22 protein-coding genes are annotated in these 23698 nt (G+C 42.4%); 17 read left to right on the forward strand and 5 right to left on the reverse strand.

Translation table 11 applies throughout. The features are described from left to right. Positions 1-15 precede the first annotated feature (15 nt). The 4 genes from kdpB to PTT44_RS11885 are packed head-to-tail and all read left to right on the forward strand — an operon-like array spanning position 16 to position 6055. Complete coding sequence (kdpB, locus tag PTT44_RS11870; RefSeq protein ID WP_168158484.1) at positions 16-2028, forward strand: potassium-transporting ATPase subunit KdpB; 2013 nt, start codon at positions 16-18, stop codon at positions 2026-2028. A 9-nt stretch (positions 2029-2037) separates the two neighbouring features. After that, positions 2038-2673, forward strand: a complete 636-nt coding sequence (gene kdpC / locus PTT44_RS11875; RefSeq protein ID WP_168158483.1) for a potassium-transporting ATPase subunit KdpC — start codon at positions 2038-2040, stop codon at positions 2671-2673. A gap of 12 nt (positions 2674-2685) precedes the next feature. Continuing rightward, positions 2686-5334 (forward strand): sensor histidine kinase, encoded by a 2649-nt coding sequence (locus PTT44_RS11880; RefSeq protein ID WP_168158482.1) that lies wholly within the window; start codon positions 2686-2688, stop codon positions 5332-5334. Between the two features lie 10 nt (positions 5335-5344). Further along, entirely contained in the window at positions 5345-6055 is a 711-nt protein-coding gene (locus tag PTT44_RS11885) for a response regulator (protein ID WP_273795650.1), read from the forward strand. 38 nt (positions 6056-6093) lie between these two features. Here PTT44_RS11885 and PTT44_RS11890 read toward each other — a convergent pair whose 3' ends face one another. The 3 genes from PTT44_RS11890 to PTT44_RS11900 form a co-directional block, all read right to left on the reverse strand. Then, positions 6094-6984 carry a DMT family transporter gene (locus tag PTT44_RS11890; protein WP_435781931.1) on the reverse strand — a complete coding sequence of 297 codons (891 nt, stop codon included), beginning with the start codon at positions 6982-6984 and terminating at the stop codon, positions 6094-6096. Positions 6985-7060: 76 nt separating this feature from the next. Further along, positions 7061-8611: a galactarate dehydratase gene (gene garD, locus PTT44_RS11895; RefSeq protein WP_234951282.1), complete on the reverse strand. Its 1551-nt coding sequence runs from the start codon at positions 8609-8611 to the stop codon at positions 7061-7063. A gap of 76 nt (positions 8612-8687) precedes the next feature. Further along, positions 8688-10049 carry an MFS transporter gene (locus tag PTT44_RS11900; RefSeq protein ID WP_168158478.1) on the reverse strand — a complete coding sequence of 454 codons (1362 nt, stop codon included), beginning with the start codon at positions 10047-10049 and terminating at the stop codon, positions 8688-8690. A 480-nt stretch (positions 10050-10529) separates the two neighbouring features. Here PTT44_RS11900 and kdgD point away from each other — a divergent pair, with 480 nt between their 5' ends. The 4 genes from kdgD to PTT44_RS11920 all read left to right on the forward strand — a co-directional run bounded on the left by kdgD (position 10530) and on the right by PTT44_RS11920 (position 14247). Continuing rightward, the gene (kdgD, locus tag PTT44_RS11905; RefSeq protein ID WP_168158477.1) at positions 10530-11441 is read left to right on the forward strand and encodes a 5-dehydro-4-deoxyglucarate dehydratase; all 912 of its coding nucleotides are present in this window, start codon (positions 10530-10532) and stop codon (positions 11439-11441) included. A 30-nt stretch (positions 11442-11471) separates the two neighbouring features. Then, positions 11472-13058, forward strand: coding sequence for an aldehyde dehydrogenase (NADP(+)) (locus PTT44_RS11910; protein ID WP_168158476.1), 1587 nt, complete (start codon positions 11472-11474; stop codon positions 13056-13058). 67 nt (positions 13059-13125) lie between these two features. Next, entirely contained in the window at positions 13126-13317 is a 192-nt protein-coding gene (locus PTT44_RS11915; RefSeq protein WP_004981514.1) for a type II toxin-antitoxin system Phd/YefM family antitoxin, read from the forward strand. A 216-nt stretch (positions 13318-13533) separates the two neighbouring features. Beyond that, positions 13534-14247 (forward strand): FadR/GntR family transcriptional regulator, encoded by a 714-nt coding sequence (locus tag PTT44_RS11920; RefSeq protein WP_168158475.1) that lies wholly within the window; start codon positions 13534-13536, stop codon positions 14245-14247. A 107-nt stretch (positions 14248-14354) separates the two neighbouring features. Here PTT44_RS11920 and PTT44_RS11925 read toward each other — a convergent pair whose 3' ends face one another. After that, a complete protein-coding gene (locus tag PTT44_RS11925; RefSeq protein ID WP_168158474.1) occupies positions 14355-15311 on the reverse strand; it encodes an NAD(P)-dependent oxidoreductase in 957 nt (318 codons plus the stop codon). 288 nt (positions 15312-15599) lie between these two features. Beyond that, entirely contained in the window at positions 15600-16268 is a 669-nt protein-coding gene (locus PTT44_RS11930; protein WP_168158473.1) for a GntR family transcriptional regulator, read from the reverse strand. A 136-nt stretch (positions 16269-16404) separates the two neighbouring features. Here PTT44_RS11930 and madL point away from each other — a divergent pair, with 136 nt between their 5' ends. From madL to PTT44_RS11975, 9 genes are all read left to right on the forward strand, one after another. Next, entirely contained in the window at positions 16405-16806 is a 402-nt protein-coding gene (gene madL, locus PTT44_RS11935; RefSeq protein WP_062035311.1) for a malonate transporter subunit MadL, read from the forward strand. Between the two features lie 63 nt (positions 16807-16869). Beyond that, positions 16870-17631 carry a malonate transporter subunit MadM gene (gene madM, locus PTT44_RS11940; RefSeq protein ID WP_168158472.1) on the forward strand — a complete coding sequence of 254 codons (762 nt, stop codon included), beginning with the start codon at positions 16870-16872 and terminating at the stop codon, positions 17629-17631. A gap of 21 nt (positions 17632-17652) precedes the next feature. Further along, positions 17653-19308, forward strand: a complete 1656-nt coding sequence (mdcA, locus tag PTT44_RS11945) for a malonate decarboxylase subunit alpha (RefSeq protein ID WP_168158471.1) — start codon at positions 17653-17655, stop codon at positions 19306-19308. 5 nt (positions 19309-19313) lie between these two features. Next, positions 19314-19622, forward strand: coding sequence for a malonate decarboxylase acyl carrier protein (mdcC, locus tag PTT44_RS11950; RefSeq protein ID WP_016166424.1), 309 nt, complete (start codon positions 19314-19316; stop codon positions 19620-19622). Positions 19623-19625: 3 nt separating this feature from the next. Beyond that, positions 19626-20513 (forward strand): biotin-independent malonate decarboxylase subunit beta, encoded by an 888-nt coding sequence (locus PTT44_RS11955; RefSeq protein ID WP_168158470.1) that lies wholly within the window; start codon positions 19626-19628, stop codon positions 20511-20513. Positions 20514-20517: 4 nt separating this feature from the next. Next, complete coding sequence (gene mdcE / locus PTT44_RS11960; protein ID WP_168158469.1) at positions 20518-21234, forward strand: biotin-independent malonate decarboxylase subunit gamma; 717 nt, start codon at positions 20518-20520, stop codon at positions 21232-21234. Between the two features lie 10 nt (positions 21235-21244). Beyond that, entirely contained in the window at positions 21245-21925 is a 681-nt protein-coding gene (gene mdcG, locus PTT44_RS11965; RefSeq protein ID WP_168158468.1) for a malonate decarboxylase holo-[acyl-carrier-protein] synthase, read from the forward strand. Beyond that, the gene (gene mdcB / locus PTT44_RS11970; RefSeq protein WP_168158467.1) at positions 21903-22781 is read left to right on the forward strand and encodes a triphosphoribosyl-dephospho-CoA synthase MdcB; all 879 of its coding nucleotides are present in this window, start codon (positions 21903-21905) and stop codon (positions 22779-22781) included. The genes mdcG and mdcB overlap by 23 nt, the downstream gene beginning before the upstream one ends. Further along, a complete protein-coding gene (locus PTT44_RS11975) occupies positions 22759-23676 on the forward strand; it encodes an ACP S-malonyltransferase (RefSeq protein WP_168158466.1) in 918 nt (305 codons plus the stop codon). The genes mdcB and PTT44_RS11975 overlap by 23 nt, the downstream gene beginning before the upstream one ends. Positions 23677-23698: the final 22 nt, after the last annotated feature.

Raw genomic sequence — 23698 nt, forward strand, 5'->3', positions numbered from 1 at the left:
CGTGGAGCAAGCACAATGAAACATTCAAATGCGACACAACAGATGGATATTTTGAATAAAGAAATTATTCAACAAACCTTTTATAAACTATTACCGCAATATGCGTTTAAAAATCCAGTGATGGCATGTGTGTGGGTCGGAACAATTTTAACGATTGCTGCGACTTTGATGGGAAGTACCAGCTTAGGTTTTGGTTTAGTCCTAAGCTTGATTTTATTGGTCACGGTTTTATTCGCCAATTATGCCGAGGCGGTTGCAGAAGCAAAGGGACGTGGACAAGCTGCATCTTTACGTCAGGCCCGTGAAAACTTAACGGCAAATCGTATTCTCGATTTAAATGCTGTACCGACCGTGATTTCCGCAAATCTACTCAAAAAGGATGATTTAGTCATCGTTAAAGCAGGTGAAATTGTTCCTGCGGATGGTGAAATTATTCAAGGTTTCGCCACCATCAATGAGTCGGCAGTTACCGGTGAGTCTGCACCTGTACTCCGTGAAGCCAACACCGACCGTTCAGGTGTGATTGGCGGCACTAAGGTCTTGTCCGATGAAATTATTATTCGAGTCAGTAATGAAGCAGGGCATAGCTTCTTAGACCGTATGATTGCCTTGGTGGAAGGCGCCAACCGTCAAAAGACACCGAATGAGATCGCATTGAGTATTTTACTCAATATTATGACCATCACCTTTATTGTGGTGGTGGCAACCTTACCTTTCATTGGTTCAATGGTCGGGATCAAAATCAGCATCGTCTTGCTGATTGCACTGTTGGTGTGTTTGATTCCAACCACGATTGGTGGCTTGTTGCCTGCGATTGGGATTGCGGGGATGAACCGTGCTTTAAAAGCCAATGTCTTAGCCAAATCAGGTAAAGCGGTTGAAGTTGCGGGTGATATTGATGTGTTGTTGTTGGATAAAACTGGCACGATTACTTATGGTGACCGCCAAGCCACGGCTTTTTATCCATTGGCAGGTGTAACCCCAAGTGAGTTACGCCAAGCAGCAATGCTGACTTCTTTTGCCGATCCAACGCCTGAAGGGAAGTCGGTCATCAGCCTTGGGAAAGAATTAGGCGAAAGCATCCAAGAGCCGAAAGATGCCGAGTTCATTCAGTTTAGTGCCTCAACTCGTCTTTCAGGAGTAGATCTAGCAACTGGACAAACGATTCGTAAAGGTGCTGTCGATGCCATTCTTCATTTTACCCATCAAGAAATCAAAGACAACATTGAACTCAAAACGCGTGTAGAACAAGTGGCTTCTAAGGGGGCAACCCCTTTAGTAGTGGCATCGAATCACAATATTTTAGGCGTGATTGAACTTTCGGATGTGATCAAACAAGGCATTAAAGAACGTTTTGCACTGCTACGTGAGATGGGCATCAAAACCATTATGGTGACAGGAGACAATCCTTTGACTACGGCTGCGATTGCGGCCGAAGCAGGGGTGGATGACTATATTGCGGAAGCGAGACCTGAGGATAAATTGGCTTGTATTCGTAACGAACAAGCAGCAGGGAAATTGGTCGCAATGGTCGGTGATGGTACCAACGATGCACCAGCTTTGGCGCAGGCAGATATTGGCTTAGCTATGAACTCTGGTACGCAAGCAGCCAAAGAAGCAGGCAATATGGTGGATTTGGATTCCGATCCAACCAAATTGCTAGATGTGGTCGAAATTGGTAAGCAGCAACTGATTACTCGTGGAGCATTAACCACTTTTTCGTTGGCAAATGACGTCTCTAAGTACTTTGTGATTTTACCTGCATTATTCGCAGTGGCGATTCCTGAGCTTAGTGTGCAGAATATTCTGCAACTCAGTAGCCCAAGTAGTGGAGTGATTTCCGCTTTGATCTTTAATGCCTTGATTATTCCAATGTTGATTCCATTGGCACTCAAAGGTGTTCAATTCAAACCTGCCAGTGCGCTGCAATTGTTACGCCGTAATATGCTGATTTACGGTGTAGGTGGGGTAGTCTTTCCGTTTATTGCCATCAAGCTCATTGACCTTGTTGTGTCCTTGTGGATTTAGGAGTTGGAAATGAATATTTTATTGAAGCATGAGCAATTGAACCAACAAAATCTTCAACTATCGAATCCTGTTTATTCAGTTTTACGCCCAAGCCTCGGTTTGGTTGCAGTTGGTTTTTTCATTGCAGGTATGTTGTACGCTACAGCAAGTGTCTCCATTGCGCAGTTGATCTTTCCCAAACAAGCCAATGGTAGTGTCATTGAACTGAATGGTAAAATTATTGGTTCAAGCTTGGTAGGGCAAAACTTTGTTAGTGAAAAATATTTTCATGGACGACCAAGTGCGGTAAGTTACAATGTCGATGGCATGGCGGGCAGTAATTTGGCAATCTCTAATCCTGATTTACAAAAACAAATTAAAGAGCGAATAGTGCAATTTGCCCAGAATAATCATATTACTGAGCAACACGTGCCGAATGAGATGGTGACAGCATCAGGAAGCGGAATCGACCCAGATATTTCACCTGAAAGTGCTTTATTACAGGTGAAACGCGTGGCACAGCAACATCATTTACCTGAGCAGCGAGTGCGTGATTTGGTACAACAACAAATTCAGCCTGCACAATTCGGCGTCTATGGGCAAGCGCGGGTCAATGTGCTACAGCTAAATTTAGCCTTAGATCAATTGTCATCGACCACACGTTGATAGAGCGTAATTATGCAGATCGACCGTAATAACAAAGCAGATGCATGGTTGGCACATAGTCAGCGTGAACAATCTGGACGTTTGACCATTTTCTTGGGTGCAGCACCTGGGGTAGGGAAAACCTATGCCATGCTGACCCGAGCGCATGAATTGATGCAACAAGGGCAGCATGTGGTAGTCGGGGTCGTAGAAACCCACGGTCGATCTGATACAGAACGTTTGATTCAAGGGTTGAATGTTATTCCAAGGAAGCCTGTGGAATATCAGGGGCGAATGTTGGATGAGATGGATCTCGACCAAATTCTTAAATTAAAGCCTCAAATTGTGCTTGTTGATGAACTTGCCCATCGGAATGTACCCGATAGTCGGCATGAATATCGTTGGCAAGATGTCAATGAGTTGTTGGATGCAGGCATTGATGTCTATAGCACCTTAAACATTCAGCATTTGGAAAGTCTCAATGATGTGGTTTTTCAAATTACGGGGATTCGGGTCACTGAAACTGTACCTGATGCACTACTTAAACGTTTGAAAGATATTCGACTGGTTGATTTACCTGTTCCTGAATTATTAGAACGAATGAATCATGGCAAGATTTATTTCGCCGATGTTGCATCCCATGCATTACAAGGTTTTTTTAAAGCTGCAAATTTGACAGCATTACGTGATCTGGCAATTCAAACTGTTGCAGGGCAGGTCGATATTGATTATCGAGAAAAATTTGTTGCACAAGGACAGATTATACCGATTCAAAATCATGTCATGTTGGCAATCGATGGTTCTGAATTTTCTGAAGATTTGGTGCGCCGTGCCCATCGGATTGCGGAAAGACGCAATGCAACGTGGAGCGTCATTTCGATTCAAAAAAGTAAGGTTGAAACGACCCAAGCCTTTGCAGTGACGAAGGCTTTTAATCTAGCACGTAAGCTCGGTGCAGACACTTATTTACTCTATAGCAATCATATTGCATCGACCATTTTACAAGCGGCTTATGATTATGGTGCATCCAATATTTTACTTGGCAAGAGCCCTCAAAAATCGCTATGGCAACGCTTATTTTCAGATCATATTGCTGACCAACTATTAGAAAAACAGCACCCTTTTGAAATCACTTTTGTTCAACCTTTAAAAGCTCAAAATAATCAGACCAGCCCGCAGAACGATGCAGTTCATTCATCTTGGCTGGAACAAGGCTTGGCTTTTAATCGACGCGAAGTATTCGAAAGTATCATCATTGTATTGCTAGGACTGATTGTGGCTGCAATCAGTGATCATTTTATTGGGTATAGTGACTTAGCCTTAATTTTTATTGTGACTGTATTATTGGTTGCGATACGCGCACGCATGCTGATTACAATTATCAGCGTATTCATCTGTTTTTTACTCTATAACTACTTTTTTATTGAACCTCGTTTTACCTTTATGATTAGTGCTGAACGTGGGGTGATTACCATTATCACGTTCATTGTTTCAGCCTTACTGGTCGGACGTTTAGCTAACCAATTACGTGCTCAGGTGCTTAGCCTACGTGCTGCAAATTCAGTGTCGTTACAGTTACAGGAATTAGAGCGCAAGCTATCGACCTGTGTAGATATTGAACAGGTGTTAAATGTCGCCAAACAACATTTGGAAACTTCATTAAATGCCACGGTTTGGTTAAAAGTTGAAAATCAGTCTTTAGGTGATCCATCCGTCTTAAATGAAAAAGATCAAATTGCCGCAGATTGGACGCAGAAGAATGCGAAACCCTGTGGACGTTTTACCAATACGTTGACCAATTCTGATTGGTGGTTCATTCCGCTGAATTTAGTGAAAGAATATGGCGTGATTGCAATTCGCTTTCATCAAAATGCTCAAACCATCAGTTTTGAATTGCAACGTTTAACTGAGTTGATGATTGAAGATATTGCGCAAACTGTTGCTCGGGTTCAACTCTCGTTACAGTTAGAAAATTCTAGAGTAGTGGCTGAAACGGAAAAGCTACGTTCAGCTTTGCTTTCTTCGGTATCGCATGATTTACGTTCACCCTTAGCCGCGATGATTGGTTCAGCAGATACGCTTAAATATTATGGTGAACAGATGCCTGAAAGTGATCGCTATGAATTATTAGACACCATTCACATTGAAGGGGAACGATTGGATCGTTATATTCAAAACCTGTTGGATATGACTCGATTAGGTCATCAGGGTTTGACTTTAAGTCGTGCTTGGATTGCTGTGGATGAACTGATTGGCTCGGCAACTCAACGACTGAAACGCTATCAGCCTGAGGTGAAAATCGAGGTTGCTTTGGTGGAAGAACTTCCGCAATTGTATGTGCATCCTGCTTTGATTGAACAAGCCATTTTTAATGTCTTAGAAAATGCCGCCAAATTTTCACCAGATGGTGTCCCGATTGAAATGAAAATTCAGCAAGAGGAAGAATTTCTGCAAATTGACATTATCGATCAAGGGATTGGGATTCCTGAACATGAACGTGAGCAAATTTTTGATATGTTTTATACCATGCAGCGTGGCGATCGCGGTAAAACAGGAACAGGTTTAGGGTTGGCGATTGTCAAAGCGATTATTGGCGCTCATATGGGCAGTATCGAAGCTTTTGCTGGAACAGATGGTCAAGGTACTTTAATTCGCATACGATTACCGTTACATCAGGGTTAAATGATCTTTTATGCCGCAAACAGTCTATCCGAATGCATCAATTTTAATTATTGATGATGAACCTCAAATTCGAAAATTTTTAGACATTGCTTTACGTGCGCAAGGTTATCAGGTGCATGTTGCTGAAAATGGCATGAAAGGCTTAGAAATTTTGGCAACACGAGGTGCGGATTTACTGATTTTAGATTTAGGTTTGCCAGATATGGAAGGACAGCAGGTGTTGACCGAGATGAGACAGTGGTCAGATATTCCTGTGATTGTGTTATCTGCACGCCCTGATGAAAATCAAAAAATTAAATTGCTCGATGCAGGCGCGAATGATTATGTGACCAAACCTTTTAGCATTCAGGAATTATGCGCTCGTATTCGAGTGATGTTTCGCAATAAACCACAACAGTCTGAACAGAACATTGTATTTAATGATGGTCAATTATCTGTGGATGTGGCTGAGCATATGGTGACGTTTGCTCAGGAAGAAATTGTCCTCACCAAAAAAGAATTTCAACTATTAGCACTCTTGATTCGCCATCAAGGTAAGATCGTTACGCAAAAACAAATTATGACCGAGTTATGGGGCATTAGCCATGAAGAAGATACCCATTATCTTCGAATCTTGGTGAAAAAACTCCGCAGCAAAATTGGAGATTCTGCGGTCACTCCAAAATATATTTTTACCATTGCAGGCGTGGGATTGCGCTTTGACGCAGCAAACCGCACATAGTAAAAAGCTCAGCTTTTTAATAATCGATTTCGGCTAACTTAAAACTTCAAAAGATGCCTAACTTTATTCGTAATCATAGGATTACACGCCAAAATTGCCATTAAAATAATAGAAATCCCTAAAATGCTAAATACATCTGGAACTTCATGCCAGAAAATAAAGCCCCAAATGCCTGCAAATACAATCGCAACATAATTCATCGGTCCAATTTGACCTGCTGGTGCAAGGCTGTATGCATAGGACATAAACAACTGGCTGATGTTCGCTAAAAGTCCCGCGGTAATTAATAGTGCCAGTTCTTTGAGGGTAAATACACGCCAGTGCCAATACATCGGAATTGAGGAAATAAGCGTTCCAAAAATACAGAAGTAAAAAACAATGCGTTCCGGTGGCTCGGTATTGGTGAGTGCGCGTACTGTGACAAATGCCATTGCAGAAAGGAAACATGCGCCTAAGCCAATAAACGATAGGCTGTTAAATAAGCCTTGATCAGGCTTTGCCACTAAAAGTACGCCGACTAAACCGACCACCGCAGCTACAATCATGCCTTGACTAATTCTTTCTTTTAAAAAGAAATAAGCAATCAGTGGAATAAAAATCGGTGAAGAGTAACTAAACACCATCGCATTAGAAAGTTTGAGATGTGCAATCGCGTAGAAAAACCCATACATGGCAGCTAAGCCGACAATGCTACGCCATGTGTGCATCCACAATTTTTGAGTTTTAATAAAACTTAACCCATGCTTTAACAGCATGGGTATAAAGATAATTAGACCAACGGCATTTCTAAAGAAAACCACGGTTGGATTGTCCACAGTTTCCGAAGCAAAACGAATGCATACGCCCATAATGGAAAATAGAAAAGCAGATGTCATGAGACAGAGCAGTGCTTTACCCACGGCATTTGACGATGCGAGCGTGTTTTGCAACATAAAAAGGTTGATCCTATTCTCGAGTTGAATGGGTTAAAAGCTGTATAAAACGATACTTCCAACCCGACAAAATTTAGGTCACAGGTGCTGGGTTGAAAACTGCGAGAGAGTTATGAATTCCCCAGTGATCTGACCAAGTTTTCTTTTCGCCACTTGCAACTTGCAGGATGAGCTCAAACAATTCCCAACCAACTTGCTCAATACTACGCTTGCCGATAGCAATATCGCCAGCACTAATATCAATTAAGTCATACCAACGGTTGGCAATGGTGTTACGGCTCGCCATTTTAATCACAGGAACTGCGGCTAAACCATAAGGTGTACCACGACCTGTGGTGAATACTTGTACGGTAATGCCCGAAGCCATTTGCTGTGTACCACAAATAAAGTCGCTTGATGGTGTTGCAGCGAAAATTAAACCTTTTTTGGTTGGTTTTTGTCCTGGTGCTAACACTTCAACAATGGCAGAACTACCAGACTTGGCAATCGATCCCATAGCTTTTTCAACAATATTGTTTAAGCCACCCTTTTTGTTACCCGGCGTGGTATTGGCGCTACGGTCCACTTTACCAGCAGCAAGATAGTCATCATACCATTGCATTTCACGGATTAAATCTTTTGCAACTTGTTCATTTGCTGCACGCGGCGTTAATAAGTGGATGCCATCACGCACTTCAGTGACTTCAGAGAACATCACCGTTCCACCGCAACGCACAATCAGGTCAGAGGCAAAACCAACGGCAGGGTTAGAGGTAACACCTGAAAATGCATCACTACCACCACATTGCATACCGACAACAAGATTGGAAGCACATACGTCTTCACGTTGGCGTTGATTCAACTTGGTTAAATGATGCTCAGCAACTGCCAAAATATGGTCAATCATGCTTTGGAAGCCATTATGACGTTCATCTTGCAATTGAATGATGTCTTGGTCTTCAACAGGAATACGTTTGTTTTCAGCAGGAATATTCAATAAACGTTCAGGCTGCATTTTTTCACAACCCAAGCTCACCACCATCACTTCGCCACCAAAGTTTGGATTCAGTGCTAAGTTGTGAATGGTACGAATCGGAACAATTGCCGCAGGTGCATCAATCGCAACACCACAGCCATATAAATGGTTTAGACCGACAATACCGTCAACATTTGGGTATTTGTGTAGTAATTCACGTTCTACGATTTTCACCACATGATCGACAATCCCTTCAACGCAGTTCACGCTGGTGGTAATTGCCAATAAGTTTTTCGTCCCGACTGAACCATCTTTGTTTTTATAGCCTTTAAAGGTATAGCCAGAAAGGGGTTCAAGGCTTGGAGCAGGGCGTGTTGCCATGTCTAACGAGTCTAAAGTTGGTGCTTCAGGCATGCGTGTTACAGCTTCATTGACCCATGAACCTGCATTTAAATCTTTATTTGCATAGCCAATAATTTCGCCGTAGCGAACAATTGGATCGCTTTCTTTTAACTCTGTTAATAGAACTTTGTGACCTTGAGGAACAGCTTCAACTAAAGTGATGTCCTGAGCCTCTACATACGTACCTTGCGCAAGACCACCATCGTTCACCACGATCGCGACGTTGTCTTGCGGATTAATTTTGATGAGTAGTGGTCTTTGTTGCATGATCGTTCCTTGTATTAAGTGGCAAACAGAGCTAGCTAGAAGATAGCCAGCTCTGGTAAAGCATGAAGCGGATGAATTAAGGTGTAGTGGTTTTCAGTTGGAAGCGTTCGATTTTGCCAACCATGAATAGATAACACAGCAGTGCGATCACAGCATGGATACCCACAAAGACTAAAGCATTATTGAATGAACCTGTTGAGCTGATGATGTAACCAATTACGATTGGAATCACAATTCCCGCGGTATTACCAAAGGTATTGAACAAACCGCCCGATAAACCGATCATTTCTTTTGGTGCGACATCTGACATCACCGCCCAACCTAAAGAACCAAAGCCTTTGCCAAAGAAAGCCAATGACATAAAGAAGATGATGGCAGTATGTGATTCCACATAGTTACAGATCACAATGCTGGTCGATAAGAATAGACCTAAAATAATCGGCAACTTGCGTGCGAAAGTCACTGAGTGATTCATTTTGATTAAGCGATCTGATACCAAACCACCTAAAATACCGCCAATAAAACCACAGAGTGCAGGTGCAACCGCAGCGAAACCAGCCTGCAAAATAGTCATATGACGTTCTTTTACAAGGTACACAGGGAACCAAGTTAAGAAGAAATAGGTTAAGCAGTTAATACAATACTGCGCAATGAATATCCCCAGTAACATACGCGAAGAAAGAAGCTGTTTAATATCGGCAAAAGAGGTCTTTTTCTTTTGCTGAGTATTATTTTTATCTTCACCCATATTTACCAAACCACCACCTTCTTTGATGTAGTCAAGTTCGGCAGGATTAATACTTGGATGATTGACTGGGCTATAAATAACTTTCAACCACACAAATGACATCACAATACCTAGACCACCCATGATCCAGAAAATAGATTGCCAGTGGACTTGTGCAACAAGCCAGCCCATGAATGGAGCGAAAATAACCGTTGCGAAATATTGTGCAGAGTTAAAAATTGCAGCAGCCGTACCGCGTTCTTTGGTCGGGAACCATGCAGCCACGATCTGACTATTTCCAGGGAACGCAGGGCTTTCCGCTAAACCAACCATAAAACGCAATAAAAATAAGACACTAATGACTGCGCCAGTGCTGCCGAAAATATCAGAGAAGCCAATAAGAACGGTGAATAATGACCATAAGAAAATACTGCCGAAATATACTTTTCGTGCGCCGTATTTATCGAGTAACCAACCACCTGGAATTTGTCCAATCACGTATGCCCAAGCAAACGCAGAGAAGATATATCCCATCGTCACAGAGTCAATACCTAACTCTTGTGTCATTGGTGAAGCAGCCATTGAAAGGGTTGCACGATCACCATAGTTTAATGAGGTGATAATAAAGATCATCGCTAAAATAAAATAGCGGGTCTTTTTGTGACTAGCCGTAGTAGCGGCAGTGGCACTTTGCGTTTGTAAATTTTCCATACACAAACTCTTTTATCCGTAACCTAATTTGTGCGCAATCAAATTAGAGTGACTTCATGTCTATTTAACGAAATAGGTATTTTTTCATCATGATTAAATACCAATTTCTTCCAAAATGCTCAAAGCAGTCTTTAAAGATGTATGACATCTTATGATTATTTTGGAATTGTTTGCAATTTGTTTTTTTTAAGTTTTGGGTTGTTTTTTATTAAGTTGTTGAAAATTAATAAATTAAATAAATTTAGAGGTATGATGACTGAGTGTGGGGATTAAATTTGAGTTATTTTTATACAGCTTACAAAGTATTTTATTCTTTTTTAAAAGAGAATTGAATCATCAATTAGTTGAATAAGTATAGATTTTCTTGCTTTTGATGCATATTAGCGGCGCTTTTCGAGACTTTCGCACAAAAAAGATTGGACTTTTTAATTTTATGTTGTAGGATGTCAGACAACTTATAGATGACTACGGAGAGTTACAATGGAAGCAGTTGAGTTAAAGAGTATTATTTCTGACGGTTTACTTTCTTTCCCAGTAACTGACTTTGACAAAAATGGCGATTTTAACAAAGCAACCTATGCAAAGCGTTTAGAGTGGTTAGCACCTTACGGTGCAAGTGCACTTTTTGCTGCGGGTGGCACAGGTGAGTTCTTCTCATTAACGGGCAACGAATATTCTGAAGTCATTAAAACTGCGGTGGATACTTGTAAGGGCAGTGTGCCAATTATTGCAGGTGCGGGTGGTCCAACTCGTCAAGCGATCGCTCAAGCGCAAGAAGCTGAACGTTTAGGTGCTCAAGGTATTCTTTTAATGCCGCATTACTTAACTGAAGCGAGCCAAGAAGGCTTGATCGAACACGTTAAACAAGTGTGTAACTCAGTTGACTTCGGTGTAATTTTCTATAACCGTAGCGTATCGCTTTTAAATCTTGATTCATTACAGCAATTAACAGAAGCATGTCCAAACCTGATTGGTTTCAAAGACAGTTCTGGTCAAATTGATATGATGACAGGCATTACCCAAACTGTAGGTGATCGTTTATCTTACTTAGGTGGTTTACCAACTGCTGAAGTATTTGCAGCACCATACAAAGCATTAGGTTGCCCAGTGTACTCATCTGCAGTATTTAACTTCATTCCAAAAACTGCCATGGAGTTTTATAACGCAATTCGTGCCAATGATACGGCAACGACTGATCGTTTAATCAAAGATTTCTTCTTACCACTTATTCAAATCCGTGACCGTAAAGCAGGTTATGGCGTAAGTATGATTAAAGCGGGTGCGAAAATTAGTGGTTATGATGCAGGTCCTGTACGTCCACCATTAAGCGATTTAACTCCGAAAGACTACGAAGACTTGGCTGCATTAATTGCAACTTTAGGTCCGCAATAAGTTTAGACATTTAGGCATTGGAGTTTATTCATGGCAATTAATAATGGTAAGCAATTTATCAATGGTCAGCGTGTCGCAACTCATGCACCGGCAATTGAAAGCATTAACGCAACAGATTATCAACTGACAGGTTATGTCTACAGCCAAGCAACGCTTGAAGAAGTAGACGCTGCTGCAAAAGCTGCTGAAGCTGCTTTCGCGGTTTATAGCCAAACGACACAAGAGCAACGTGCTGAATTTTTAGAAGAAATTGCAGTGCAGATTGAAGCTTGGGGTCCAAAGCTTCAAGAAGTTGCATCGTTGGAAACAGGTTTACCTTTGGCTCGTTTGCAAGGTGAAACAGGTCGTGTAACGGGCCAGTTGCGTTTATTTGCTCAGTTGTTACGTCGTGGCGATTTCTATGGCGCACGTATTGATCCTGCATTGCCAGAACGTAAGCCAATGCCTCGCGTTGACCTTCGCCAATGCAAAGTGGCTGTAGGTCCTGTTGCAGTATTTGGTGCAAGTAACTTCCCATTGGCGTTTTCTACCGCTGGTGGTGACACGGTTGCAGCTTTGGCTGCGGGCTGTCCAGTCGTGTTTAAAGCTCACTCAGGTCATATGGCGACTGCGGAACTGGTTGGTGAAGCGATTGAAAAAGCCATTGTGAACTGTGCAATGCCAGCGGGTACATTCAATATGATCTTTGGTGGTCGTATTGGTGCGGATTTGGTGGCACATCCACTGATTCAAGCAGTAGGTTTCACGGGTTCTTTGGAAGGTGGTATGGCGCTATACAATATTGCGCAAAACCGTCCTCAACCCATTCCTGTATTTGCCGAAATGTCGAGCGTGAACCCAGTTGTGGTGATGCCACAGGCATTAGCTGCACGTGGTGCACAAATTGCACAAGACACGGTTGCTTCATTTAACATGGGTTGTGGTCAATTCTGTACCAAACCGGGTTTAATTTTAGGCGTGAAAAGCCCTGAGTTTGATCAGTTTGTTGCAGGCTTAATTGCACATACACAGCAAGCTGTGCCACAAGTGATGTTGAATCCAGGTACTTTAAAAAGCTATCAACAAGGTGTTGCTGAGTTAAAAACCGAAGCTGGCTTTGAATTGATTGCTCAAGGTCAAGAAGCGACGTTGATTTCACAAGCATCAGCGAACTTGTTCCAAGCAGACCAAAGCGTTTTGTTGGCTGGGAATGCCAAACTACAACATGAAGTGTTTGGTCCAATGTCGATTGTTGTTGCAGTAGATGATGAAGCAACCTTATTACAAGGTCTTGAACAATTGGCAGGTCAATTGACAGCCACCATCATTGGTGAAGATGCTGAATTGGCTACAGCAGCTCAATTGTTGGCATTGTTTACCCGTAAGGCAGGTCGTGTATTGTTTAACGGCTTCCCGACTGGGGTAGAAGTGTCTGATGCCATGGTGCATGGTGGTCCATTCCCTGCAACAAGTGATGCACGTGGTACATCGGTAGGTACGGGTGCAATTGAACGCTTTATGCGTCCAGTGTGTTATCAAAACACACCACAAGTATTATTGCCAGCAGCACTTAAAGATGAAAATCCATTACAAATTAATCGTTTGATTAATGGTGAATTGACTAAAGCAGCACTTTAATTCAATGGATTAAACCAAAGCCACGCTATGATTGATCATGGCGTGGCTTTATTTAGGACAGTATTCTATGGAAAGTTTTAATTGCAGTAATGCCAAAGCGCTGTTGTCCATGATTATGGATAAAGCAGTCGCGGGTGATCCCGTCGAAATTACCCGTAAAGGCCGAGAGTCTGCGGTCATGATCAGCAAGGCTTCCTATGAGGCTTATAAAAAAGCAGAATTTGAGGCGAAATTTCCAAAACAGTCCGAATCTTACTGAAGGCTTTGGGCTTCAAAATATAGTGCCCGAGCATGTCAGGCGTGTATTTCCTTTTTTGAATAAACAGTGTTAGTTTGAATGACACGATTAGACTGATATGATGTATCCCCACTCCCGATAACAACTGAAGTCCAAACAACTTACTATAGGACTATTGGGTTGGGTTATAGTAAACTAAGTCTCTAATTTTCCAATATTTGGTGAGTCTCTTTCATTATGTCTAGTGCGATTAAATCTAGATCAACAAAAAAATTAAGCCAAATCATCGTCGCGCAATTGATTGAAAAAATTCAATCAGGAGACTTTACGGTTGGAGAAAAAATTCCGACAGAACTTGAACTGATTGAACAGTTTGAAGTGAGTCGTTCGGTTATTCGAGAGGCTATTACCGAATTACGTTCTCTTGGTTATGTCGAGACCCGTCATGGCATTGGTACTTTTGTCAAAGAACATTCTATCGAACAAAATTTTTTACTTTCAAATGCCAGCTTAGAAACCATCAATGACATCGTTGCTTTGTTAGAGCTGCGGATTAGTTTGGAGTCAGAGGCCGTATTTCTGGCTTCGGAACGCCGTAAACAAGTGCATATCGATAAAATGAAAGTAGCATTGGATGACTTTGAAAAGCATATTTCATCTGATGTGAATGACGGTACAGTGAAAGCTGATTATGACTTTCATATTGCAATTGCCGAGGCATCTGAAAATCAATATTTTGTTGATTTTCTGAAATACTTAGGTGAAAAAATTATTCCGCGCGCGCGAGTAAAATCCATTGAACACAGTCCTGTGAATCGTGAAGATTATTTAAAAACAGTACACCATGATCATGTCAATATTTTCAATGCGATTGTAGATCAAGATGGACTTTTGGCACGTCAAATGATGCGTGCTCATCTATCAAAAAGCATTAAAAAGTTTAAGCAATAGTTTTAGGACTAAACGACGACTAAAGTTCTGATATAAAAAAGCAGCATGACTTAATTCGAGTCTGCTGCTTTTTTTATTGATACAAAGTCTATTGAAGCATGATGTATTTAAACAAGATTTTGTTTTACACCTTGCATATTTTGATTGATATTACTTTGTAAAATGTCAAATAAACGTTGCTGTGCTTCGTCTGTACCCCAAGCAATATGTCCAGTAATCATGACATTGGCATGCAGGCGTTGCAGTTGGAGTAGCGGATGGTCATCGGCAGGCGGTTCCTGATTCAATACATCAGCACCAAAACCTGCAATTTTTTTGCTTTCAATTGCTGTAATCAGATCGGCATCATGCACTAATCCACCACGTCCGACATTAATTAAAATACTTTTGTCTTTCATTAACTTGAATACAAAAGCATCAATCATATGTTGAGTTTCAGCATTTAACTCACAGTGTAAAGACAAAATATCTGCTTGTTGTACAGCTTGCTCAAATGGCACATATCCATCACGGCATTGCGCCGCATTTTTACGCTCACTAAAAATGACTTTCATGCCAAATGCTTCGGCTTTTTGCGCTAGCGATAAGCCAATTTCACCTTTACCCATGATGGTTAGGGTCTTGTTTTTAAGTTCACCCATTGGGGCAGCAAGATAAAATGAACTGTGGCCATTTGACCAGAGACCTTGTTTAACGCCATCAACTTGTTGGTTAAAGTTTTTAATTAGGTTGATCATTAAGGTGAACGCATGTTCAGCAACGGCATCGCCAGCATAGCCACGGATATTACAGACTTGAACGCCATGTTGTTTGAGCAGAGGCAGATTGACGTGGTTAAAGCCAGTTGAGCAGAGTGCGAGGAGCTTTAGATTGGGATTGTTGGCTAAAACTTGTTCATTAACATTTAAATCACTAATGATAATGACATCTTGATCATGGACTTGTGTTTGAAACTGCTCTTGATCGAGTTGCTGAAATTCGCTGTATTGCACAGGAAAATCGAATTGAAATGCTTGATCAATTAAGACATATTTTTCGGCACAGGTTACTTTGAGAGTCGACATAAGAAAGTATTCAATATAAAACTGGATATAAGACATCATATGTCATCTGAGTGCTGATTTCTATATCACATCATTATACGCAGGGCAGTTGCGCATCGTTCAAGCCACTTTTTGATTTCAATTCGGTGAGTTTTTAGGAAGGAGAGGGGCCTGATACTGCTCTAATCAAGGCACTCATCAAGAAAAAATACCAAGAAATCGATATGTATTTCTTGGTATTTTTCTTCGCTACATGAATGGTCTTAAACATCAAAAACATGAACAACTTAGCTCAAACAAGTTCAGTTTTTAAGGATTTAAATGTTCTAAGGTTGAAATAAAGTCCGTAAATTTCTCACCTTGAATCACCACATGCGCTTTCAGCAAGGCCTCAGCTTCTTGTTCATCCCCTGCAAAAATGGCCTCTAAAATTGCGCTATGCTCTGAAAATGAATGATTCATTCGATGGTTAACGCGGAGTTGTAGGCGACGGTACGGGTGCAAACGTTTGTGCAAGGTACACGCTTGTTCAATTAAAAAGGCATTATGACTGGCTTGATAAATGGCAAAGTGAAATAAACGGTTGGCCTCATAATAATTTTCTGAATCGTTCTGATTTAAATAGTCTTGGCATAACTGATGTAAGCGCTGTAATTCTTGCTTTTCTTCAGGTTGAATGCGCCGTGCTGCTAAACGTCCACACATGGCTTCTAATTCAGCCATCACCTCGAACATTTCACAAAGGGTAAGTGAATTAATGGCTGGAATAATTGCACCACGACGTGGGCGAATTTCAACTAAACCTTCAGCGGCCAATAGCTTTAATGCCTCACGAATCGGGGTGCGTGAAGCACCATAGCGTTCGCAAAGCTCTTGTTCATCTAGCTTAGTCCCAGGTAGGAAAAAGCCATAAATAATATCATCCTCTAACTTTTTACTAATTTGAATAGAAAGAGGAAGTTCCGCAATTGAAGTCATACATCACCAAAAATTGTATACAATTTATGTTTATTTGAGTACAAATCATTGTACACTGGATACAGATAAGCTATAACTATAGCAAATTATAAGTCAGATTATTAGAAGCGCTGCATGATCCAGGGAGGATTCAGCAATGATTATTTACGGAACAGCCATATTGGCAGTCTGCCATTTACTTGGTGTTTATCTAGGCAATGCCCTCGGGATTGCTCTTGGTGTCCAAGCCAATGTAGGTGGTGTGGCCATCGCCATGATTTTATTAATTCTATCGAAGGAACTATTAGCGAAACGTGGGCACTTACCACAAGTGACTCAATTTGGTGTGTTGTACTGGTCAGGTATGTATATCCCGATTGTGGTTGCCATGTCGGCAGGTCAAAACGTAGTTGCTGCTATGTCGGGCGGGATGTTAGGTCTGATTGTTTCGCTTGCATCTTTGATTGGTACCGTCTTGGTGATTCGTTGGTTGAATAAATCCAGTGGCGATTATGACAGCTATGAATGGGCTGTAGAGCAGACTGAAAAAGCCGCTTAAGGACAAGGGTGTTGTCTTAACACGAAATAACAATCAGTTGTACGGTTACAAGGAAGAAACGCAATGGAAGAAATAATTACGGTTTTTACCAAAAATGCCCTCGTCGCGGCGCTCGCAGTGACTGGGTTGATGATGTATGTGTCGCATCTTTTGTCGAAATATCTTACCAAAGGGAAGTTACAAAGCTCAGCCATCGCCATCACCATGGGGCTAGTTTTGGCTTATTTCGCTGGGATTTATACTCAAGGTGAAAAGGGCATTTCAGATATCGCCATTTTCTCAGGTTTTGCTTTACTCGGTGGTGCCATGATTCGTGACTTGGCCATTGCATCAACGGCGTTTGAAGTCGACGTCAAAGAAGTGAAAAAAGCAGGAAAGGTGGGCTTGATCGCGCTTGCACTGGGCTGCGTGATTCCATTTTTGATTGGTGCAATGGTGGCGTGGTTGATGGGCTATAAAGATCCCGTTTCGATGACCACGATTGGCGCAGGTGCGATGACCTATATCGTTGGACCAGTAACAGGTTCAGCCATTGGTGCAAGCTCAGAAGTGATTGCATTATCGATTGCAATTGGTTTGATCAAGGCGGTGTTTTTCATGGTGGGTACGCCGTTGTTCGCAAAATTTATGTATCTCAAAAGTCCACGTTCTGCCATGGTTTTTGGTGGAATGGCAGGGACGACTAGTGGTACAGCAGCAGGTTTGGCAGGAACTGATGTGCGTTTAGTACCCTATGGTGCATTGGTCGCAACCTTCTATACCGGTCTTGGTTGCTTACTTGGACCCTCTGTATTTTTTCTCACAATTAATGCCATCTTCGGCTAAGCACAGCATAAAGGTGACCCCATGAACCAAATGGTTAAGACGCGCTTATGGGATAAGCAGCGCACCCGTAGACAAGAAAAGTTGAATCTTGCCAAAGAAAAAGGCTTTGCAAAACAAGTTGAGCATGCTCGGGTGATTGAACTTTTGGAAACGGTAATTTCCAGTGGTGATCGCGTTTGTTTAGAAGGTAATAACCAAAAGCAGGCCGACTTTTTGTCAAAGAGTTTAAGTCAGTGTAATCCAGAGGTGGTTCATGACTTACATATCGTGCAGTCAGTATTGGCTTTACCGAGTCATATTGATGTCTTTGAAAAAGGCATTGCTTCTAAGGTCGATTTTTCCTTTGCAGGCCCACAAAGTTTACGTCTAGCACAATTGGTTCAGCAGCAAAAAATCAGTATTGGTTCGATCCATACTTACCTCGAGCTGTATGGGCGATACTTTATCGATCTGACGCCAAATGTCTGCCTGATTACGGCACATGCGGCCGACCGTGAGGGCAACCTCTATACAGGTGCGAATACCGAAGATACGCCCGCGATTATTGAAGCGACAGCATTTAAAAGCGGCATTGTGATTGCGCAGGTTAATGAAATTGTCGATAAGTTACCGCGTGTGGATGTACCTGCGGATTGGGTCGATTTTTATATCGAAAGTCCCAAGTATAACTATATAGAACCGTTGTTTACCCGTGATCCTGCACAAATTACTGAAGTGCAAATTTTAATGGCGATGATGGTCATTAAAGGCATCTATGCGCCTTATCAAATTCAACGTTTAAACCATGGTATTGGTTTTGATACCGCGGCGATTGAATTGTTACTGCCTACCTATGGGGCATCCTTAGGACTAAAGGGACAGATTTGTACCAATTGGGCTTTGAATCCGCACCCGACTTTAATTCCAGCGATTGAAAGTGGATTTGTCGATTCGATCCATAGCTTCGGTTCTGAAGTGGGGATGGAAGACTATATTAAAGAACGTCCAGATGTCTTTTTTACAGGTAGTGACGGCAGCATGCGTTCCAATCGTGCTTTTAGTCAAACTGCGGGTTTATATGCCTGCGATCTCTTCATTGGTTCGACTTTACAGATTGATTTACAAGGCAACAGTTCTACGGCAACTGTAGACCGTATTTCTGGTTTTGGTGGTGCACCGAATATGGGCTCTGACCCGCATGGACGCCGTCATGCCAGTTATGCCTATACCAAAGCAGGGCGTGAAGCGGTCGACGGCAAACTCATTAAAGGTCGCAAACTAGTAGTGCAACTGGTCGAAACGTACCGTGAACATATGCATCCTGTTTTTGTTGAAGAGTTAGATGCATGGCAGTTGCAGGACAAAATGGAGAGCGAACTCCCGCCCATCATGATTTATGGCGAAGACGTAACCCATATTGTCACTGAAGAAGGTATTGCCAACTTGCTGTTATGTCGTACTCCAGAAGAACGTGAACAAGCCATTCGTGGTGTGGCTGGTTATACCCCAGTGGGGATGCAGCGTGATGAGGCCAAAGTGGAAGAGTTACGCCAGCGCGGCATTATTCAACGTCCAGAAGATTTGGGTATCGATCCAACACAGGTCAGTCGTGATTTGTTGGCGGCAAAATCGGTGAAAGATTTAGTTAAATGGTCGGGTGGTTTATATAGTCCCCCAAGTCGCTTTAGAAACTGGTGATCGACATGGAAAAGTTAAAATTTGAATTACAATCAGCACCGCTGAGCGCTGAACAAGCGGCTGTTATTTGTGGTGTCGTTGGTTCTGGAAATTTAGAAGTTTTGGTTTCACAGCATGATCAAGCGGATATTTGTCAGATTGAAGTCACGACATCAGCCGTCGGTTTTCAACATGTTTGGCAGTCTGTGCTGAATGAGTTTGCACAACGTCATGCAGTAGCAGGGCTTAAATTTCAGTTAAATGATATGGGCGCGACCCCAGCGGTGGTGAATCTACGCTTAAGCCAAGCAATATCTATGTTTAAGGGAGTATAGAACATGGATCAAGTGATGCTCAAAAACAGTTTTTATGAAAAAACCGCACGTGCGCGTATTCAAGCAGTTGTGGATGCTCAGAGTTTTAAAGAAATCTTAAAGCCAACGGAGGTGGAGGTTAGCCCGCACCTGTCTGCTTTGGATATTCCAGGTAGTTTTGATGATGGCGTGATTATTGGTACAGCGCGTGTAAACGGAACACCCGTGCATATCATGGCGCAAGAAGGCCAGTTTATGGGTGGGGCTGTGGGTGAAATCCACGGGGCAAAAATTGTCGGTCTCTTGCATAAAGCCATTCAAGATCAAGCGCAAGCGGTACTATTTTTTGTCGACTCAGGCGGCGTGCGTCTGCATGAAGCCAATGCTGGTCTCATTGCCATTTCCGAAATTATGCGCGCCATGTTGCAGGTAAGAAATGCGGGGATTCCGATTATTACCGTGATTGGTGGCACCTGTGGCGCCTTTGGTGGTATGGGCATCAGTGCGTGTTTGAGCAGTGCCATCATCATGACGGAAGAAGGGCGTTTGGCACTGTCTGGGCCAGAAGTGATTGAAACAGTGAAAGGCGTCGAAGAGTTTGATTCGAAAGATCGTGCTTTGGTTTGGCGCGTTACAGGCGGTAAACATCGTTATTTACTGAGCCATGTACAGGCTTTGGTTGAGGATGATATTGCCGATATTCGTGATACGATTTTAACGCAACTAGATGCCAAGGCTGCTTCTTTAGACTTAGAACAATTATCGCAACAGCAGCAACAGCTTGAGCAGCAGTACCAACGCTGGTTTGGTAAAAATGATGGTTTACAGATTTGGCATGACATGGGAATTTCACAGCCAGAAAAAATTCCGATGTTGTCTGCCCATGAAGTTGTGTTGTTAAAGCAAGGATGAGCTCATGAATACAGAATTACTTTTACAACAGTTGTTTCCGCGTCAACTGGATTATCAGATCGAAGGTTATGTGATTAAGGGCAATGCGCAGACGGATGTAGGTCCAGTACGGATTTTGGGTACAGTTAATGCAGCACCCATCAATCAAGACATTGCCATTCAATTATCCTCAGAAATTTTGAAATTGGTACAACAAGGCGATAAAACTCCCGTGGTGTTTATTGTGGATACGCAAGGCCAAGATCTTTCCCGTGCTGATGAGTTACTCTGCTTAAACCGTACCTTCGCGCATTTGGCGTCTTGTGTAGATTTATTACGCCGTAGTGGACATGCCAATCTTGCCATTATTTTCGGTCAAGCGGTTAGTGGCGGCTTTCTCTCTTATGGCCTAATGGCAAACGAAGTTTATGCACTCAGTGATTCGCAAGTGAAAGTCATGGACTTAAACGCGATGGCACGGGTCACTAAAATTCCAGTCGAAAAGTTAAAAGAGTTGTCGCAAAGCTCAGCCATCTTTGCCCCAGGGGCAGAAAACTTTTACAAAATGGGCGCAATCAATGCCATTTGGCCAGATTTGGAGACCGACTGGGTCAGCCAAGCATTGTTAAATCAACAACAACATCTTGAAGCTTATCGGACAGATCAACGCCGTGTGGTGGGGCAGCAGCGTCAAGGGCGTGTGCTATGTAATACCATTATTGAGAAAGTTGTCCACAGTTAAGGAAACAGATATGGATCGTCATGACTTAGCTTATCTTCGTGATTCAGCAACCCTACATTTTTTAGATGTTTCTTTACCAGAAACAGTGAAACAAAAGGTGTATCAGTTGTTGAATCAACATATTCCAATGACCGTTTGTCGGCAGGAAGATGTGGATACGGGACAAGTGAAGTTGGCGATCAACTGCTTGCTTGAGGGTTATAAATATCGTGTGGCGTGCTTAGTAGAGAAACACGAGATCGAGCAGATCACTCGACCACTTTCTCTACAGGCTTTGTTAGAAGCTGACTCGCAGCTCCTACAACCTAAAGTGTGGAGTGATTTTGCAGACAACTTAGAACAATTGGGTTGCAAAGTGTATGTCTATGGCTCCTATGCCTACCAGTCTCTTACGCAGGAGGCTTATGTCAGACCGACTTCAGACTTAGATGTGTTGTTGTATCCACAGCATCAACATGATGTACCGGAAATTTTACAGATAATTCAACAAGTCCAAGCCCAGAGTTCTATCCGTTTAGATGGCGAGATTCAAATCCATCCAGATTGGCATGTGTCATTTAATGAGTTAATTGCAGTTTTTCCTGAAATGAACCAGCAAGTGATCGTCAAAGGAATTCAGTGTGTGGAGATGCTGAGATTAGAACAATTATTCGAATGGAAGCTTGAATATGCAAATGCTACAACCCCATGAAGTTTTATGTCTGAACATTGTCAGTGCTGCTGAAACATTAGACCATTTGGCATGTATGGCGTTATTGGATGAAGCCAGTTTAGAACATAAGCCCGGTTTGGTTTGTCCAAGTTCGCAGGGTAGTCATTGTGATATGGACTTTAGCTTGTTCCAATGTAGTGTGGATGCTTTACAGGGCTATTTTCAGGCGCAATGTTTAAATGGGTATCGCGATGCCGATTTTGAAGAGATTCGACAGTGTGGCATTTTAGCTGAACAAAAAATGATGACTGCCACTCAGCAGATCAATACGCATAAAGGGGCAATTTTTAATTTGGGTTTTGCTAGCGCCGCAGTAGGGAAATGCTTAATAGCGGATAGTTCGTTGAATGCAGGCTCAATCAGTCAAAAAATTCAAAGCACTTGGCAGGATGAGCTGTTACATCATTTAGAGCGAAATCCCAACAGTCATGGGCAACGCATGCGGAGTCAATATGGCATCACAGGGGCGATTGAAGAAGTGGCTTCAGGTTTTAAAACGGTGATGGATGTTGCCTTGCCAACGTATATCGACATTTACACCAAAACGGCCAATGCACAGCAGGCTTCAATTCAGACTTTATTCAGTCTTATGGCTTATGTACAAGATACCAATATTGTTTGGCGCGGTGGTTTATCTGCCTTATATATTGTGCAGGATCTAGCTAAGCAGTTTTTGGGCCGTGGTGGTGTGTTACAACACAATTGGATGCAAGATGTGGCTAAAGTGGAAGATTATTTCGTTCAGCATCGCTTAAGTCCGGGGGGCAGTGCTGATTTATTGGGGGTGACTTTGTTCATGCTGAAGGTGGAACATGAATTTCGCAATCATATTTAGTGGGCAAGGACTCCAAAGCTTAGCGCATGTGCAAGAGCTGCTGACTCTGGCCGGTGAGCTTCATGTATCAGATATTTTAAAGCAGCATTTGCCGAAGCTATTTTGTTCCGATTTAACCGAAGCGGATCTGTATCCGAATGAGTTCGCGCAGCCTTTTATTTTTGCTTTGCAATGGTGTCGTTGGCAAAAGTTAAAACCTGAGATTGAAGACCTTATGAGCTTCTCAGGTTATTCACTCGGAGAGTTAAGCGCACTTATTTGTGCTACGCAGATAGGCCTAGAGCAAGGCCTGTATTTAGCCCAGCAGCGTGCCTCGTTGATGTCTTCAGCCACTCAGCACGCAAGTGGCTTAATGGCCGTTCAAGGTATCAATCTTAATACGCTTGAACCGTTGTTGACTGAAACGTCAACCGCACTTTCCATCAAACTGAGTGATAGTAGTTTTGTTGTGGGGGGGGATGATGCCAATTTACAGCAGCTGGCTCTGCAACTCGAATTACGAGGAACACGTTTTGTTAAACGCTTGAATGTCACCATAGCATCGCATACCGTCTGTATGGATGCTGCAGTTCAGCCGTATCAACAGGTTTTACAGCAGCAACACTTTGCTCGTTTATGCACGGCCATGATTAGTGGTTCGGGTGGACATAAGTTTTTTAAGACCACAGATGCAGTGAATGCGTTGATTCACCAAATGAATCATGCGATTAATTGGGATGCTTGCTTAAGTGCAATACAAGAAAATCAGCCTGATGTCGTGTTAGAAATTGGGCCGGGCAGCGCCTTAAGTAAAATGCTATTAGAACGCAATCCAAATTGTATCGTACGTGCGGTGGATGATTTTAAAAGTTGGTCTGGGTTGCAGGCATGGTTAGAAAAACAGAACTTGGCATGAATTGGATAATGCGTATCAAGGA

Origin of the sequence: Acinetobacter sp. Gutcm_16, assembly GCF_028649355.1 — a bacterium.
Lineage (GTDB): Bacteria > Pseudomonadota > Gammaproteobacteria > Pseudomonadales > Moraxellaceae > Acinetobacter > Acinetobacter johnsonii.

Excerpts from the sequence above, each read along its gene's own strand:
- mdcC (WP_016166424.1), top strand. The coding sequence starts at position 19,314 with ATGGAAAAGTTAAAATTTGAATTACAATCAGCACCGCTGAGCGCTGAA.
- PTT44_RS11920 (WP_168158475.1), top strand. The coding sequence starts at position 13,534 with ATGTCTAGTGCGATTAAATCTAGATCAACAAAAAAATTAAGCCAAATC.
- PTT44_RS11925 (WP_168158474.1), bottom strand. The coding sequence starts at position 15,311 with ATGTCGACTCTCAAAGTAACCTGTGCCGAAAAATATGTCTTAATTGAT.
- PTT44_RS11900 (WP_168158478.1), bottom strand. The coding sequence starts at position 10,049 with ATGGAAAATTTACAAACGCAAAGTGCCACTGCCGCTACTACGGCTAGT.
- PTT44_RS11975 (WP_168158466.1), top strand. The coding sequence starts at position 22,759 with ATGAATTTCGCAATCATATTTAGTGGGCAAGGACTCCAAAGCTTAGCG.
- PTT44_RS11930 (WP_168158473.1), bottom strand. The coding sequence starts at position 16,268 with ATGACTTCAATTGCGGAACTTCCTCTTTCTATTCAAATTAGTAAAAAG.
- kdgD (WP_168158477.1), top strand. The coding sequence starts at position 10,530 with ATGGAAGCAGTTGAGTTAAAGAGTATTATTTCTGACGGTTTACTTTCT.
- mdcE (WP_168158469.1), top strand. The coding sequence starts at position 20,518 with ATGAATACAGAATTACTTTTACAACAGTTGTTTCCGCGTCAACTGGAT.
- kdpB (WP_168158484.1), top strand. The coding sequence starts at position 16 with ATGAAACATTCAAATGCGACACAACAGATGGATATTTTGAATAAAGAA.
- PTT44_RS11910 (WP_168158476.1), top strand. The coding sequence starts at position 11,472 with ATGGCAATTAATAATGGTAAGCAATTTATCAATGGTCAGCGTGTCGCA.
- PTT44_RS11885 (WP_273795650.1), top strand. The coding sequence starts at position 5,345 with ATGCCGCAAACAGTCTATCCGAATGCATCAATTTTAATTATTGATGAT.
- mdcA (WP_168158471.1), top strand. The coding sequence starts at position 17,653 with ATGAACCAAATGGTTAAGACGCGCTTATGGGATAAGCAGCGCACCCGT.
- PTT44_RS11955 (WP_168158470.1), top strand. The coding sequence starts at position 19,626 with ATGGATCAAGTGATGCTCAAAAACAGTTTTTATGAAAAAACCGCACGT.
- PTT44_RS11880 (WP_168158482.1), top strand. The coding sequence starts at position 2,686 with ATGCAGATCGACCGTAATAACAAAGCAGATGCATGGTTGGCACATAGT.
- madM (WP_168158472.1), top strand. The coding sequence starts at position 16,870 with ATGGAAGAAATAATTACGGTTTTTACCAAAAATGCCCTCGTCGCGGCG.
- kdpC (WP_168158483.1), top strand. The coding sequence starts at position 2,038 with ATGAATATTTTATTGAAGCATGAGCAATTGAACCAACAAAATCTTCAA.
- garD (WP_234951282.1), bottom strand. The coding sequence starts at position 8,611 with ATGCAACAAAGACCACTACTCATCAAAATTAATCCGCAAGACAACGTC.
- PTT44_RS11915 (WP_004981514.1), top strand. The coding sequence starts at position 13,126 with ATGGAAAGTTTTAATTGCAGTAATGCCAAAGCGCTGTTGTCCATGATT.
- mdcG (WP_168158468.1), top strand. The coding sequence starts at position 21,245 with ATGGATCGTCATGACTTAGCTTATCTTCGTGATTCAGCAACCCTACAT.
- madL (WP_062035311.1), top strand. The coding sequence starts at position 16,405 with ATGATTATTTACGGAACAGCCATATTGGCAGTCTGCCATTTACTTGGT.
- mdcB (WP_168158467.1), top strand. The coding sequence starts at position 21,903 with ATGCAAATGCTACAACCCCATGAAGTTTTATGTCTGAACATTGTCAGT.